This window comes from Pseudomonas sp. M5A4_2d, from assembly GCF_053345295.1.
On the sequence record NZ_JBKEZW010000004.1, the window covers coordinates 82988 to 99047 of the forward strand.

Genomic DNA, 16060 nt, shown 5'->3' on the forward strand with positions numbered 1-16060 from the left:
GTATGATAGCGGCCGATCCGAACCACTGAAAATTTATCCAGCGTTTTTTGCGCCCGACAATCCATGATCAGCACTGAACTCAAAACCACGATCCAGGGCGCCTATTCGCGTTTTCTCGAAGCCAAGAGCTTGAAACCGCGCTACGGCCAACGCCTGATGATCGCCGAAGTGGCCAAAGTCCTCGGGGATATCGACACCGACGACGAAGGTCGGCGCAGTGGCGACCCCGCGGTCGTGGCCGTCGAGGCCGGCACCGGTACCGGCAAGACCGTGGCCTATAGCCTGGCCGCGATCCCTACCGCCAAGGCTGCCGGCAAGCGCCTGGTGATCGCCACCGCCACTGTCGCCCTGCAAGAGCAGATCGTCTACAAAGACCTGCCCGACCTGATGCGCAACAGCGGCCTGAACTTCACCTTCGCCCTGGCCAAGGGCCGTGGCCGCTACATGTGCCTGTCCAAGCTCGACGTATTGTTGCAGGAAGGTCACGCACAAACCGCCACGGCTTCGCTGTTCGAAGAAGAAGGTTTCAAGATCGAGGTTGATGAAGTCAGCCAGAAGCTGTTTACCAGCATGATCGAGAAGCTCGCCGGCAATAAATGGGACGGCGACCGCGACAGCTGGCCCACTGCTTTGGAAGATGCCGACTGGGCGCGCCTGACGACCGATCACAGCCAATGCACCAACCGCCATTGCCCCAACTTCGGGCAGTGCGCCTTCTACAAGGCCCGCGAAGGCATGGGCAAGGTCGATGTGATCGTTACCAACCACGACATGGTCCTGGCTGACCTGGCCCTGGGCGGCGGTGCCGTATTGCCGGACCCGCGCGACACCCTTTACGTATTCGACGAAGGCCACCACCTGCCGGATAAAGCCATCGGCCACTTTGCCCACTACACACGCCTGCGCTCCACAGCCGATTGGCTGGAAACCACCGCCAAGAACCTCACCAAACTGCTGGCCCAGCACCCGCTGCCCGGCGACCTGGGCAAGCTGATCGAGCAAGTGCCGGAGCTGGCGCGAGAGATCAAGACCCAGCAGCAATTCATGTTCAGCGCCTGCGAGCAGGTTGCCGACTTCAAGCCCGGTGAGGATGTGGAAGGCCGTGAGCGGCCACGTCACCGCTTTGTCGGCGGGCTGATCCCCGAGCACATGCGCGAAATGGGCATCGAGCTGAAAAAGGGCTTTTCGCGCCTGACCGACCTGTTCACGCGTTTGACTGACCTGCTCAAGGAAGGCATGGACGGCGAGGTCAACATCGGCATCGCCAGCAACCAGGCCGAAGAATGGTACCCGTTGTTCGGCAGCCTGCTGTCGCGTTCCCAAGGTAATTGGGAGCTGTGGACCGCCTTCACCGTTGAAGACCCGGAAGACAACCCGCCGATGGCGCGCTGGCTGACCCTGTCGGAAAGCGGCGCGCTGTTTGATATCGAGGTCAACGCCAGCCCGATCCTTGCCGCCGAAATGCTGCGCCGCAACCTGTGGAACGTGGCCTACGGCTGCCTGGTAACGTCGGCCACGCTGACGGCCCTAGGCACCTTCGATCGATTCCGCATGCGTGCCGGCCTGCCGAAAAAAGCCGTCACCGCCGTGGTGCCGAGCCCGTTTCATCACGCCGACGCGGGCGTGCTACGGGTGCCGGACCTCAAGGCCGACCCGCGGGATGCAGCGGCGCACACGGCCGCGATCATCCGCGACCTGCCGGAGCTGGTCGAAGGTTCGCGCGGCACGCTGGTGCTGTTTTCCTCGCGTAAACAGATGCAGGACGTGTTCGACGGCCTCGACCGCGACTGGCGCAAGCAAGTGTTTATCCAGGGCAACCTGTCCAAGCAGGAGACCCTGAACAAGCACAAGGCGCGGGTCGACGGTGGGGATTCGAGCGTGTTGTTCGGCCTGGCCAGCTTCGCCGAAGGTGTGGACTTGCCCGGCGCCTACTGTGAGCACGTAGTGATCGCCAAAATCCCGTTTTCGGTGCCGGATGATCCGGTCGAGGCGGCCCTGGCCGAATGGATCGAAGCGCGGGGCGGTAACCCGTTCATGGAAATCTCGGTGCCGGATGCGTCCTTGAAGCTGGTCCAGGCCTGCGGTCGCTTGCTGCGCACCGAAGAGGACCGGGGCACCATCACCTTGCTCGACCGCCGTTTGGTCACTCAGCGCTACGGTAAAGCTATCCTCAATGCCTTGCCGCCGTTCAGGCGCGAAATTTCTTAAGCCACCGTGGGCGAACTCGCCCACTTCGTGGTCTATCTCACTGCCAACGCTTTATGTCATCAGGCCAGTCACCGGCCGTTTGGGAGAACCTTGTTCGTATGATTCGCACGCTGCCCGCTCTGTTTGCCTTGTTGTTCACCGCGCCCTTGATGGCTGCGCCTGCCGGGCAACAAACGCTGTTCAACTTCGTCCGGCCTGCCGATGTGGTCAAGGTGGCGACCCAGGACGCCAGCTTGCCCCAATACAATGCCGAGCAAACCGCCGAAGGCGAAGTGCTGCGCCGCATCACCTTCAACCCGGCGGCCGAACCGAGCCTGGTGCTTAGCCCGCAGACCGGCGTGTGGGACTGGTCGCAATCCGGCGCCATGAGTCTGCGTATCCAGAGCGCCATGGACTGGGCGCTGACCCTGTACGTGAAAGTGCAGAGCACGGACGGCAAGACCCTGGTCAGCCGCATCGACCTGCCGGCCGGCCCGGTGCAGACCTTGTTGATCCCGCTGCAAGCCAACTCGCCGCTGAGCCAAGGCATGAAGGCCGGCCCGCCGATGCCAATCACCGTAGATGGCCAGCGCGTACTGCTGGCCGGCAGCGCCGGTGAGATTGACCGCAGCCAAGTGGCGTCGGTGACGTTGTCGATGATCAAGCCCAATGCTGCCCAAAGCATCCTGCTGGAGCGCTTCGGTGTGCAGGACAGCGAGCCGGTGCTGAAGGCGGCCTACAGCGAATTGGTCGATGCCTATGGCCAGTCCACTCGCACGCGCTGGCCGGAGAAAGTCAGCAGTGACGAGCAACTCAAGGCCGCCGCCGCCAAGGAGCAACAACAGCTCAAGGGTTGGTTGGCCGAGCGCGATAAATCAGCGCTTGATCAATATGGTGGCTGGAACAAAGGCCCGGCGTTTGAAGCGAGCGGGTTTTTCCGCACCGAGAAGCGTGACGGTCGTTGGTACCTGGTGACGCCGCAAGGCCATCCGTTCTACTCCCTGGGCGTCAACACCGTGGCCCCAGACGACAACCAGACCTACGTGGCCGGGCGCGAGTGGATGTTTGCCGCGTTGCCCAAGGTCGGCGAGCCGTTCGACAAGTATTACGGAAGCGGCGATAACCGTGGCGGCAACGGCGCCGACCAGGGCCGTGGCTTCAATGTAGGGCGTTGGTACGATTTTTACGGCGCCAATTTGCAGCGTGCCTACGGGACTGATGGGTTCGACCAGAAGCGCTGGGTCACCCACACCCTCGACCGTCTGCAAGCCTGGGGTTTCAACACCGTAGGCAACTGGAGCGACGAAGCGTTGGCCACCGCCGACCGCGTGCCGTACACCTTGCCGCTGTCGATTGTCGGTGACTACGCCAGCATCAGCACCGGCACCGACTGGTGGGGCGGCATGCCCGACCCGTTCGACCCGCGGTTTGCCATGGCCACCGAGCGCGCCGTGGCCATTGCTGCCCGCGATCACCGCGATGATCCCTGGCTGATCGGCTTTTTTGCCGACAACGAGCTGGCCTGGGCCGGTCCGGGTGATGATCCGAAATCCCGTTACGCCTTGGCCTACGGCACCCTGCGCATGACCACCGACGTACCGGCCAAGCGCGCGTTCCTCAAGCAACTGCGCGACAAGTACCGCAACGAAGATGGCCTGTCGAAAGCCTGGGGTATCCATTTGTCCGGCTGGGAGCTGATGGAAGACCCTGGGTTCGAGCCGCCGATGCCGAGTCCCGAGCATCCGGAAATCGAAGCTGACTTTAAATACTTCCAGAAGACCTTCGCCGATGCCTACTTCAAGACCATCTCCGACTCGCTGAAATGGCACGCGCCCAACCATTTGTTGCTGGGTGGCCGGTATGCCGTCAGCACGCCTGAATCCGTGGCGTCCTGCGCCCAGTATTGCGATGTACTGAGCTTCAACATGTACACCCTCAAGCCCCAGGACGGTTATGACTTCGCCGCCTTGCACGCGCTGGACAAACCGGTGCTGATCACCGAGTTCAACTTTGGCTCGGCAGACCGTGGCCCGTTCTGGGGCGGCGTCACTCAACTGGCCCGGGAAGAAGACCGCGGTGCGGCGTACAGCAACTTCCTCAAACAGGCCATGGCCGAGCCGTCGATTGTCGGTGTGCATTGGTTCCAGTATCTGGACCAGCCGGTGACCGGGCGTCTGCTCGACGGCGAAAACGGCCACTTCGGGCTGGTGGGCATCACCGATGTGCCGTTCCAGGGCTTTGTCGACAGCGTGCGTAAAAGCAACCTGGCAGCGGTGGATCAACTGGGCAAAGAGGCTGAAAAGGCCAAGGCGGCCAGCGTGGTGCGTGAGCATGAAGGCGGGAAGTCGGGGCATGAAGGCAAAGGCCCGGGGCAGGGCGCCGGGCATGCTGGCGGGCACGCTGGGAATGGCCATTGATTCATCGTTGACGGGTTCACAAAACCCCCAAGGACTGGAACAATGTCGGCCAATTCTTACGGTGTTTTCCAAGGCGGCTTAGGTGCAGATTCAGGGTCATTACGAGCTCCAGTTCGAAGCGGTACGTGAAGCGTTCGCAGCGTTGTTCGATGACCCGCAGGAGCGTGGTGCCGGGCTGTGTATCCAGATCGGCGGCGAAACCGTCGTCGACCTGTGGGCGGGTACCGCCGACAAGGATGGCGCTGAGGCCTGGCACAGCGACACCATCGTCAACCTGTTTTCCTGCACCAAGACCTTCACCGCCGTTACGGCCCTGCAATTGGTGGCCGAGGGCAAGTTGCAACTCGACGCCCCTGTCGCCAACTACTGGCCCGAGTTTGCGGCGGCCGGTAAAGAAACCATCACCTTGCGCCAGTTGCTCTGCCACCAGGCCGGGCTGCCGGCGATTCGCGAGATGCTGCCCACCGAAGCCCTGTATGACTGGCAATTGATGGTCGACACCCTCGCGGCCGAGGCCCCGTGGTGGACGCCGGGCCAAGGGCATGGCTACGAAGCCATCACTTACGGCTGGCTGGTCGGCGAATTGCTGCGCCGTGCCGATGGGCGCGGGCCGGGTGAGTCGATTGTGGCGCGGGTTGCGCGGCCCCTGGGCCTGGACTTCCATGTCGGGTTGGCGGACGAAGAGTTTTATCGTGTTGCACATATAGCGCGCAGCAAAGGCAATATGGGCGATGAAGCCGCGCAACGGTTACTTCAAGTAATGATGCGCGAACCGAACGCCATGACTACGCGTGCATTTGCCAATCCACCGTCTATTCTGACCAGCACTAATAAGCCCGAATGGCGGCGCATGCAGCAGCCAGCGGCAAATGGTCACGGTAATGCGCGCAGCCTGGCGGGTTTTTATAGCGGTTTGTTGGACGGTAGTTTGCTCGAAGCGGACATGCTCGAACAATTGACCCGCGAACACAGTATCGGGCCGGATAAAACCTTATTGACCCAAACCCGTTTCGGGTTGGGCTGCATGTTGGATCAGCCGCAATTGCCCAACGCCACGTTCGGCCTTGGCCCACGTGCGTTTGGGCACCCGGGCGCCGGTGGTTCGGTGGGGTTTGCCGACCCTGAACATGATGTAGCGTTTGGTTTCGTGACTAATACACTGGGGCCTTATGTACTTATGGACCCGCGTGCACAGAAGTTGGTCGGAATATTGGCCGGTTGTCTGTAAAGAGCTTGCTGTTTCACGTTTTTTTGTTACAAAGGCAAGTATAAGAAGGCGCTGAACGAAATTTTGTAACTTTAATGTTCTGTAAGCGTCTGTTTAACGGGTCACCCAGACCCCCTGGTTTTTTCTCATTTTGTGGATATCTCATGTTATCGAACAAGTCCTTGGCACTGGCGCTGTGCCTCACTATTACTGGCTGCGCACAAACTCCACAAAATGATGCCGAAGGTGGGCATTGGTGGTCATTTGGATCTGATAAGGCTGCTACCAAGGACGCAGTGACCCAAACCGACGCCAAACCGGATGCCAAACCTGCTGCGGGCGCCAAGCCTGTCGCGCCGGTTGCTGCCGCAGCTGCTGCTCCAGCGCCTGCCGCTGCCGCTGCACCTGCTCCGGTCGCCAAGGCTGACACCGGTTCCAGCTGGTGGCCATTCTTCTCCAAGAGCGCTGATGAAAAGGCCGCCGATGCCAAGGCCGACCTGAAAGCCGACCTCAAGGCTGCAACCCCGGCTTCTACCCCGGACGCTGCGCCGGCTGTCGCCAAGACCGACACCGAGACCAAATGGTGGTGGCCTTTCGAAAGCAAGCCGAAGCCACTGGCCAAGGTCGATGTGACCAACGTGCCGATGCCGGACCCGAAAATCACCCAAGCCTGGCTGGACGACTATGAGCCGCGCCTGCGCGCCGCCATCAAGGACAGCAACCTGCAACTGGAGCGTCGCGAGAACGTACTCGTTGTGATTGCGCCGGTTGATGGCTCCTACAACCCGAAACGTCCAGCCATGTTGCTGCCGGTTACCCTCGGCCCGTTCACTCGCGTTGCCAAGGCGGTTGAAGGCGATCCGAAGACCGCTGTGCTGGTGCTCGGCCACGTCGACACCAATGGTGCCGAACCGGTGAGCCAGGCGTTGACCCGCGAGCGCGCGCAGTCCATCGCTTCGATTTTCAGCCTCAGCGGTTTGAAACAGGATCGCCTGATGATGCGTGGCATGGGTGACCTTATGCCGCGTGCCGCCAACGACAGCAACCAGGGCCGTGCGCTGAATCGTCGCATGGAAATCCTGTTCACTCAGCGTACAACTATGTTGGCGTTGCTGAGCAAGTACAACTCGGGCAAACCACCGGTCGCTGACATGGTCGCTGTGCAAACTGCGCCAGCTCCTGCACCGGCTCCGGCTGCGAAAAAAGCGGCTCCGGCGAAAAAGGCCCCGGCCAAGAAAGCCGCCGCCAAGCCAGCTGCGAAAAAAGCCGCTGCCAAGCCTGCCGCGAAGAAAGCAGCACCGAAGGCTGACGCCCCGGCTGCAAATGACCAGGCGAAAAACTGATCCGTTGAAACAGAAGGATAAAGCCGCATGACCCAGGCACTGGCCGATATGCGCCGTGACTACACACGTGACGGTTTGAGCGAGGCCCAGGCACCGGGCGAGCCGTTTGCGTTGTTCCACCAATGGTTTGGCGAGGCGGTAAAAACCGAGCAGCCACCGGTGGAGGCCAATGCCATGACGTTGGCAACGGTTGATCAGGACGGTCGCCCGCACTGCCGCATCCTGTTGCTCAAGGGCCTGGACGCGCAGGGCTTTACCTTCTTCACCAACTATCAGAGCGCCAAGGGTGAACAACTCGCGGCGCGACCGTTTGCGGCCATGACTTTCTTCTGGCCCACTCTGGAGCGCCAGGTGCGCATCGAAGGGCGGGTGGTCAAGGTTACGCCTGAAGAGTCGGATGCTTATTATCAGGTTCGGCCTTTGGGCAGCCGTCTTGGCGCCTGGGCGTCGCCGCAAAGCAAAGTCATACGTGACCGTGAAGAGCTGCAGGACCTGCTCAAGGCGACCGAACAGCGTTTCAGCGATACCCAGCCCGACTGCCCCGAGCATTGGGGTGGCTACCGTTTGTTGCCCGAGCGCATCGAGTTCTGGCAAGGCCGCGCCAGCCGCCTGCATGACCGTCTGAACTATCGCCTGCAAGACGGCGAATGGACGCGCGAGCGCCTGGCGCCCTGAGTTTCATCTTTCTTTATTCCCTCTGAATGCTGACCCTCACACCGAAGTCTCCACACAGGAGGCTTCGGCGTGTTCGCTTGCGCGACTACAATGAAGAACGCTTTCATGACGATCTTCGGAATAAGGCGAGCGCTACCGTTCGTCGATTTTTCTGGTACTGGCAGTCTGTACTAGGGCTGAATGAAAGCAATTTTCTGGCGTGCTTGCCGTGACAGGCGCCAAGCTGCGGCGTCTAATGAATACCTGTCCTTTGGAGTTGATGCTATGCGTAAGTCCGTTTTACTAGTTGCCTGCTTTACCACCCTGTCGTTGCTGTTGGGTGGCTGCGCCTCGAGTCTGACCGGCGACTCGTACTCCCGTGACGAAGCGCGTCGTGTACAGACCGTTCGCATGGGCACCATTGAATCCCTGCGTCCGGTGAAAATCGAAGGCACCAAAACCCCAATCGGCGGTGTTGCCGGTGCAGTGGTTGGCGGCGTTGGCGGCAGTGCTATTGGCGGTGGCCGTGGCAGTATCGTCACTGGCGTTATCGGTGCTGTTGCCGGTGGTCTGCTGGGTTCCGCCGCTGAAGAAGGCCTGACCCGTACCCAGGGCGTTGAAGTCACCGTTCGTGAAGACGATGGCAGCATGCGCGCCTACGTTCAGGCTGTTGATCCCAACGAAGTCTTCCGCATCGGCGACCGTGTGCGCATCATGACCGTTAACGGCACCAGCCGCGTTACTCGCTAAGCGCCGGCGGTAGAAACACAAAAAACCCCAACCGGGTGACCGGTTGGGGTTTTTGTTTTAGGGGGCAGGATGTCTACAAATTGAAGCCAAGCGCTTTTAGCTTCATTAGACAGGGCACTGCTGCTCCATTGCTCGGTCGACTAAAAGCCCCGCCAGTTCCAGTAACTGCCCAATGGCTAACAATTGGCTGCGTGTTTTTCCGTCCACGGTGTCTGCCAAATCAGAGGTCAGCCCGTTGGCGCCTATCAGGGTTTCGTATGCATTTACCAACAAGGCCTCTGTGTTGGCGGCTGAGTTGATCGAAAACTGTGGCCCGTAACGATTTGGCCAGGCGGTGTCGGGCTCGAAATGATTGGCTGGAGCCGCCCCTGATCGCCGCGACGCGATGGAAGGTGGCAGCTGTACGCAGGTTCGCGGACCGAGAACTTGAAACTCGGCATACCCGAAGGTATCCCGCGCACAGCTGCCATAACACGAGGCGCCAGCCACAGGAGTCGCTGACGAAAAACGATGGCAATGATGCATCAAGTTAACAGGCCGCTTCGGCTAAAACCGAAGCGGCCTTTTGGTTTTTTACCCTGTCATTTCAAATCTGGAAGTGCTTCACCATCGTGTTCAATTCATGCGCCAGGCTGGCGAGGGATTGCGAGGCGGCGGTTGTTTGGGTCGAGCCTTCAGCGGACTGAATCGACAGTTGTTGAATATTCAGCAAATTGCGATCAACCGCCCGGGCAACGTCGGCTTGCTCAGCAGCCGCCGTGGTAATCACCAGGTTTCGGTCATTGATCTCATTGTTGGCGGCAAGAATATCCGCCAGCGCTTGCTGTGCCAGTTCGGCCAAGCCAAGGGTTTGCTGGGTCATGGTGCTGCTGTCGAGCATGGTGTTGACGGTACTGGCCGTGTTGGTCTGGATACTGCCAATCATTTGTTCGATTTCCTGGGTCGATTGGGCAGTGCGGTGAGCCAGGGCGCGCACTTCGTCGGCGACCACGGCAAAACCACGGCCGGCCTCACCGGCACGCGCAGCTTCGATGGCCGCATTCAGTGCCAGCAGGTTGGTTTGCTCGGCAATGGTGCGGATAACATCCAGCACTTTGCCGATACCCTTGGCCTGCTCAGCCAGACCGCCCACTTGCCCGGAGCTGACCTCCACGCCACGGGTCAAGGCCTGGATGGCGTTCAGCGCCTCGACCATGCGCTGCTGGCCTTTCAAGGCAATGCTTCGCGACTCCTGGGACAGGTCGGAGGTCGAGGCCGCGTTCCTGGCGACCTCTTCAATGGCGGTGGTCATCTGGGTGACGGCAGTGGCCGCCTGTTCGATCTCGCCATGTTGCTGTTGCAAGTCCCGGCTGCCTTCGGCGGTGACGGCATTCAGTTCTTCGGCCGCTGCGGCCAATTGGCTGGATGAGCCGGTTATTTGTCGCAGGGTCTGCACCAGGTTGTTGCGCATGGTCTCTTGTGCCCGGAGCAGGCGGGTGGCTTCGTCGTTGCCCGTAGGGTTGATGGGCTGGGTGAGATCGCCCCTGGCGATGGTTTCGGCTACGTGTACCGCTTCAATGATGGGGCCGGTAATGCTTCGGGTCAGCAACCAGGCCACCAATACGGTGCCGCCACTCACCAGCAGAATCACGATTGAGATGCCATTCACGGCATGCTGGTAGGCCGCTACGGATGTCTGGCCGGCTTGTTCTGCGCCTTTGTTGGCCAGGTCTATCAGTTGGTCGAAGTTCTTGGTCATCTGCTCATAACTTTCTCGAATACTGTTGAGAAAGTCGCGGGCGCCGGCCTTGTCGCCCGAGCGCGAGCGTTTGAGCATCTCGGCGTGATTCTTCGCATACGCATCGAGGCTTTGGTTGAACACATCGAGGCGTGATTTTTCCTCAGAGGTGCGCAGCAGCGCTGCATATTGGGCAAGCTGCTCCTTGACGCTTTTCAGGCGGCCGGCGGATTTGTCTTCGTAGGTCTGCATGTCGGCATCGCTGGACGACAGGATGTGCGCCATCTCTCCCAGGCGATAACGGTCGAGCGAAGCATTGGCCAAGGCCAGGATCCTGACGCGCTGCATCCAGTTGTTCTGAATGTCGGCAGCCTGTGACTGGACTTCGCCAATCTGTTTGAGCGCAAACAGGCCGAGAAACACACTCAGTGATGCAATAGCGGCGAAGCCGATGAAGGCTCTGGCAGCGATTCTTATATTTCTCAGGAACATGGGAATGTCGCTCGGGCTGGAAACGCGTTGGAGGCAGTGTCGGGCGGGTGTCCCAGGCGCGGACGGTGAGATCGCCATACCCTCTAGTCGGCGGCTAACCGAAAGTCTTTAGGCGTGGTAGCCGGATTAGTGGCTAAACGTTGGCGGCGCAAAAAGAAAAACCCAACCGGGTGACCGGCTGGGGTTTTTAGGTGTTTCAGGTTGGGGTCAGGCTTTCTTGCGGCTCGCCATCGCCGTCACTGCATAGCCAATACACGCCGCCAGGATCGACCCGGTCAGAATCCCCATTCGATCCTCGCCGGCGAATTCGCTGGCGCCCGGCACAAAGGCCAGGGAGCCGACAAACAGGCTCATGGTGAAGCCGATACCGCACAGGATCGCCACGCCGAACACCTGGCCCCAGTTCGCGCCACTGGGCAGGGCGGCAAGGCCGGTCTTGATGGCCAGCCAGGTGAGGCCGAACACACCAACGGTCTTGCCGATCAACAGGCCGGCGGCGATGCCCAGGGGCACGTGATGGGTGAAGCTTTCCATGCTCACGCCGGTGAGGGATACGCCCGCATTGGCGAACGCGAACAATGGCAGGATGGCGTAGGCCACCCACGGGTGCAACGCGTGCTCCAGGGTCAGCAATGGCGAAGGTTCGGCGTTTTTGGTGCGCAGCGGAATGCAGAACGCCAAGGTCACACCGGCCAGGGTGGCGTGGACGCCGCTCTTGAGCACACAGACCCACAGGATCAGCCCTATGATCATATAGGGCCCGAGTTTGATCACGCCCAGGCGGTTCATCGCGATCAAGGCAACCAAGCAGGCGCCCGCACCTGCCAGGGCGGCGCCCGACAGGTCGGCTGAATAGAACACGGCGATGACGATGATTGCACCGAGATCGTCGATGATGGCCAGCGTCATCAGGAACAGTTTCAGCGACACCGGCACGCGCTTGCCCAGCAGCGCCAGGACGCCGAGTGCAAAAGCGATGTCGGTGGCCATGGGGATCGCCCAGCCTGCGAGCGCGGCGGGGTAATCCTTGTTGATCGCCCAGTAGATCAGCGCGGGCACCACCATGCCGCCAATGGCCGCCGCACCGGGCAAGACCACTTGCGAGGGCTTGGACAGGTGGCCGTCGAGCAGCTCGCGCTTCACCTCCAGGCCGATCAGCAGGAAGAACAGGGCCATCAGGCCATCGTTGATCCATAGCAAAGCGGGCTTGGCGATTTTGAGTGCGCCAATCTGCGCCACTACCGGGGTGTCGAGGAAGGCGCCGTAGAGGTGCGACAACGGTGAGTTATTAATGATCAGCGCCAAGGCGGCAGCGGCGATCAACAACAGACCGCTGGCGGCTTCCAGCTGGAAGAAACGGGTGAAAGTGCTACGCAGAGGCAAGGGATGCTCTCCAATCCAGGTTCAATAGGTGGGTACCCTAACCCGTACCGTTAGTTGTTAAAACAAAAGTTATATTCTTATTTGTTATAAGCAACGGTCAGGATCGGTGATGCGCCGAAGCCTAGCAATTGTGTGTCTAATTGAGACGTCACTGTATCTGTGTGCAGTGTAGGAAACCCCCTAAAATTGGGGCTGAAATCTTTAGAGACGCACCCTATGAGCGACCACCGTAACTGGGCCCGTGAAGCCATTCGCATCATTGAGGCGGACTTTCAGCGCAGCGCCGACACACACCTGATCCCTTTGCCGTTGCCGGGGTTGCCGGGTATCGAGTTGTACTTCAAGGATGAGTCCAGCCACCCCACCGGCAGCCTCAAGCATCGGCTGGCGCGTTCGCTGTTCCTGTATGCCTTGTGTAACGGCTGGCTCAAACCGGGTGCGCCGGTGATCGAGGCGTCCAGCGGTTCGACGGCGATCTCCGAAGCGTACTTTGCACGCTTGCTCGGCCTGCCGTTTATTGCGGTGATGCCGGCCACTACGTCGAAGGAGAAGATTGCGCAGATCGCCTTCTACGGTGGCAAGAGCCATCTGGTGAATGATCCGACGCAGATATACGCCGAGTCCGAACGGTTGGCGAAGGAAAGTGGCGGTCACTTCATGGACCAATTCACCTACGCCGAGCGGGCGACGGACTGGCGGGCGAACAACAACATCGCCGAGTCGATCTTCCAGCAGATGCGCTTTGAGCATTACCCCGAACCGAGCTGGTTGATTTCCAGCCCCGGCACCGGCGGCACGACCGCCACCCTGGGACGCTATGTGCGTTATCGCCAGCATTGCACCCGCGTCTTGTGTGCCGATGCCGAGCGCTCGGTGTTCTTTGATTACTACCAGACAGGCGATGCCAGCCTGCGCCTGGATTGCGGTTCGCGCATCGAAGGGATCGGCCGGCCACGGGTTGAGGCGTCGTTTCTGCCCAGGGTGATTGATGCGATGGTCAAGGTGCCGGACGCGCTGTCACTGGCCGCCATGCATTACCTGGCCGAACGGCTGGGGCGGCGGGTTGGCGGGTCCAGCGGGACTAACCTGATCGGCGCCTTGATGGCCGCGCAGCAGATGAAAGCGGCAGGGGAGTCGGGGTCGATCGTGGCGATCTTGTGTGATGGGGGTGAGCGCTATGCCACCACTTACTACGATCAGGCGTGGCTGGCGGGGCAGGGCTATGCACTTGACGGTTTGATCGCGGCCGTTGCGGCGAGTGTCGAACGGGGCGAGCCGCTGCCGGAGAGCGTCCTGCGCGCAAACATCTGATACGACGCAAAACCCAATGTGGGAGCTGGCTTGCCTGCGATCGCAGAGTCTCAGTCGCCGAATTTATCGACTGAACCACCGTCATCGCAGGCAAGCCAGCTCCCACATTGGAACTGCAGTCTGTTCAGATTCTGCGTCAGGCCTCGATGCCGAGCATATCCCGCGCCAATGCCTCGGCAATCCGAATTCCGTCAACACCCGCCGACAGAATCCCACCGGCGTAACCAGCGCCTTCACCCGCCGGGAACAGGCCTTTCACGTTCAAGCTTTGCATCGACTCGTCGCGGGTAATCCGCAGTGGTGACGAGGTGCGCGTCTCGATACCGGTCAACACGGCGTCGTGCAGCGAGTAGCCTTTGATCTGTTTCTCGAACGCCGGCAATGCTTCACGAATCGCCTCAATGGCGAAGTCCGGCAATGCCAGGGCCAGGTCACCCAGTGCCACACCCGGTTTGTAGGACGGCTCCACGCTGCCGATGGCGGTGGACGGCTTGCCAGCGATGAAATCACCCACCAGTTGCGCCGGTGCCTCGTAGTTGCTGCCACCGAGGATGTAGGCGTGGGACTCCAGGCGCTCCTGCAACTCGATGCCGGCCAGCGGGCCACCTGGGTAGTCCACTTCCGGTGTGATGCCGACCACGATGCCGGAGTTGGCATTGCGTTCGTTACGCGAATACTGGCTCATGCCGTTGGTGACGACACGATTGGGCTCGGAAGTGGCCGCTACCACCGTACCGCCCGGGCACATGCAGAAGCTGTAGACCGAGCGGCCGTTCTTGGCGTGGTGCACCAGCTTGTAGTCGGCAGCGCCGAGCTTTGGGTGCCCGGCGTATTTGCCCAGGCGCGCAGCGTCGATCAGCGACTGCGGGTGTTCAATACGGAAACCGACGGAAAACGGCTTGGCCTCCATGTACACGCCACGGCCGTGGAGCATGCGGAACGTGTCGCGGGCGCTGTGGCCGAGGGCGAGGATCACGTGCTTGGAGAGGATCTGCTCACCGCCATCCACCACAACGCCGTTCAACTGGCCATCTTCGATCAGCACGTCGGTGACCCGCTGTTCGAAACGCACTTCACCGCCCAGGGCGATGATCTGCTCGCGCATGTTTTCCACCACGCCGGTCAGGCGGAATGTACCAATGTGCGGCTTGCTGACGTAGAGGATTTCTTCCGGTGCACCGGCTTTGACGAACTCGTGCAGCACTTTGCGACCGTGGAATTTCGGGTCCTTGATCTGGCTGTAGAGCTTGCCGTCGGAAAAGGTCCCGGCGCCGCCTTCGCCGAACTGCACGTTGGACTCCGGGTTGAGCACGTTTTTGCGCCACAGGCCCCAGGTGTCCTTGGTGCGCTGGCGCACTTCCTTGCCGCGTTCGAGGATGATCGGCTTGAAGCCCATCTGCGCCAGCAGCAGCCCGGCGAAGATCCCGCACGGACCAAAACCCACCACGATCGGCCGTTCAACCAGGCCTTGCGGCGCCTGGCCCACCACCTTGTAGCTGACATCCGGTGCCGGGTTGACGTTGCGATCATCGGCGAACTTGAGCAGCAGTGCGGCTTCGCCTTTCACGTTCAGGTCGATGGTGTAGATGAAGCACAGCTCCGACGATTTTTTACGGGCGTCGTAGCTGCGTTTGAACAGGGTGAAATCGAGCAGGTCATCACTGGCGATGCCCAGGCGCTGCACGATGGCAGGCCGCAGGTCTTCTTCGGGATGGTCGATGGGCAGCTTGAGTTCGGTGATTCGTAACATGACGGGATCCGGTAGGCGGCGGGAAAAGAGGCCGGCTGTTTTGCAAACCGGCGATTATAAGCCCCAATGGCGGTATTTCGTCATGTTAAAACAGCGCGGGGTTGATTCAGTCGTCCCGAGAGCCGCCGAACGATGCGCAACCCCGTTGTACCTGGCCGTTGACTCGCAACTCGGCGGTCATGTGTTGCAAGCTGCCGCTGACGCTGTCGATGCAGCGTTGCGGCGCCACCCATAGTTCGATGTGTTGGTTGTTGGCTTCCGTCATCAGGTTAAAGCGGCCGTCGCCCATTTGCTCTTCTACATAGGGCACCGCCAGTGGTGGCTGGCCTTCACGCTCGAGCACCATGCCCTTGGCGGTGACGTTCATCGCCCAGGCGGGTTTGTGGCCGTTGGCCCGCAGGGTCATGCGCTTGAAGTCCGGGTCATTGCAGGCCGAGGTCGAGCGCTCTACCCGATACAGCTGCTGAAGGTCTACCGAACCCTGTGTGCCGCTGGCGACACCGGAGAACTTGCCGCGCAAGTCGGCAAACAGCACACCCTGTTGGCCGGCCAGGGAGGCGGCCTCCTGCAGGATGCTGGTGCCGCCGGTGTCGTTGACCACGTAGTTGCGTTTGTCGCCGCAAGGCTGGAACAACAGTTTGCCGGCCACCGCCGTCAATTCACCCTGCATGCGGGTCAGCCCCGCAGTCGACGGTTTGGCCGGCTCGCTCTCGAACATCTGGCAAGCGGTGAACAGGGGCAGCAGGGCAAACAGAGCAAGGGTACGGGCGGCGCGCATTTATCGGGTCTCCAAACAAGTGCCGCCACGTTACGCAGGCTGACGCCGCACCACAAGCCCGTCGGCCGGCT

Annotated in this window: 12 protein-coding genes; 7 read left to right on the plus strand and 5 right to left on the minus strand. The window is 60.7% G+C overall.

Features of this window, described 5'->3' with window-relative positions; genetic code table 11:
* Positions 1-63 precede the first annotated feature (63 nt).
* The 6 genes from dinG (at position 64) to ACLBW8_RS13465 (ending at position 8558) form a co-directional block, all read left to right on the plus strand.
* Positions 64-2208 carry an ATP-dependent DNA helicase DinG gene (gene dinG / locus ACLBW8_RS13440; RefSeq protein ID WP_053254777.1) on the plus strand — a complete coding sequence of 715 codons (2145 nt, stop codon included), beginning with the start codon at positions 64-66 and terminating at the stop codon, positions 2206-2208.
* A 98-nt stretch (positions 2209-2306) separates the two neighbouring features.
* Positions 2307-4604: a beta-galactosidase gene (locus ACLBW8_RS13445; protein WP_447805553.1), complete on the plus strand. Its 2298-nt coding sequence runs from the start codon at positions 2307-2309 to the stop codon at positions 4602-4604.
* Between the two features lie 82 nt (positions 4605-4686).
* Positions 4687-5832 (plus strand): serine hydrolase domain-containing protein, encoded by a 1146-nt coding sequence (locus ACLBW8_RS13450; RefSeq protein ID WP_064451192.1) that lies wholly within the window; start codon positions 4687-4689, stop codon positions 5830-5832.
* A gap of 143 nt (positions 5833-5975) precedes the next feature.
* Positions 5976-7154, plus strand: a complete 1179-nt coding sequence (locus ACLBW8_RS13455; protein WP_262667237.1) for an OmpA family protein — start codon at positions 5976-5978, stop codon at positions 7152-7154.
* Between the two features lie 27 nt (positions 7155-7181).
* Positions 7182-7829, plus strand: a complete 648-nt coding sequence (gene pdxH / locus ACLBW8_RS13460; RefSeq protein WP_221294141.1) for a pyridoxamine 5'-phosphate oxidase — start codon at positions 7182-7184, stop codon at positions 7827-7829.
* Positions 7830-8093: 264 nt separating this feature from the next.
* Entirely contained in the window at positions 8094-8558 is a 465-nt protein-coding gene (locus ACLBW8_RS13465; protein ID WP_010176704.1) for an outer membrane lipoprotein, read from the plus strand.
* Between the two features lie 105 nt (positions 8559-8663).
* Here the strand turns inward: ACLBW8_RS13465 and ACLBW8_RS13470 are convergent, their stop codons facing one another.
* The 3 genes from ACLBW8_RS13470 to nhaA all read right to left on the minus strand — a co-directional run bounded on the left by ACLBW8_RS13470 (position 8664) and on the right by nhaA (position 12150).
* On the minus strand, positions 8664-9083 hold the full coding sequence (locus ACLBW8_RS13470; RefSeq protein ID WP_447805554.1) for a DUF6124 family protein: 420 nt from the start codon (positions 9081-9083) through the stop codon (positions 8664-8666).
* A 61-nt stretch (positions 9084-9144) separates the two neighbouring features.
* Positions 9145-10767 (minus strand): methyl-accepting chemotaxis protein, encoded by a 1623-nt coding sequence (locus tag ACLBW8_RS13475; RefSeq protein WP_064451195.1) that lies wholly within the window; start codon positions 10765-10767, stop codon positions 9145-9147.
* Between the two features lie 207 nt (positions 10768-10974).
* Positions 10975-12150 carry a Na+/H+ antiporter NhaA gene (gene nhaA, locus ACLBW8_RS13480; RefSeq protein WP_064451196.1) on the minus strand — a complete coding sequence of 392 codons (1176 nt, stop codon included), beginning with the start codon at positions 12148-12150 and terminating at the stop codon, positions 10975-10977.
* 216 nt (positions 12151-12366) lie between these two features.
* Here nhaA and ACLBW8_RS13485 point away from each other — a divergent pair, with 216 nt between their 5' ends.
* Entirely contained in the window at positions 12367-13461 is a 1095-nt protein-coding gene (locus ACLBW8_RS13485; protein ID WP_064451197.1) for a PLP-dependent cysteine synthase family protein, read from the plus strand.
* A gap of 136 nt (positions 13462-13597) precedes the next feature.
* Here the strand turns inward: ACLBW8_RS13485 and ACLBW8_RS13490 are convergent, their stop codons facing one another.
* Both ACLBW8_RS13490 and ACLBW8_RS13495 read right to left on the minus strand, forming a co-directional pair.
* Complete coding sequence (locus ACLBW8_RS13490; RefSeq protein ID WP_064451198.1) at positions 13598-15211, minus strand: NAD(P)/FAD-dependent oxidoreductase; 1614 nt, start codon at positions 15209-15211, stop codon at positions 13598-13600.
* Between the two features lie 106 nt (positions 15212-15317).
* Positions 15318-15989: a COG3650 family protein gene (locus ACLBW8_RS13495; RefSeq protein WP_064451199.1), complete on the minus strand. Its 672-nt coding sequence runs from the start codon at positions 15987-15989 to the stop codon at positions 15318-15320.
* Positions 15990-16060 lie beyond the last annotated feature (71 nt).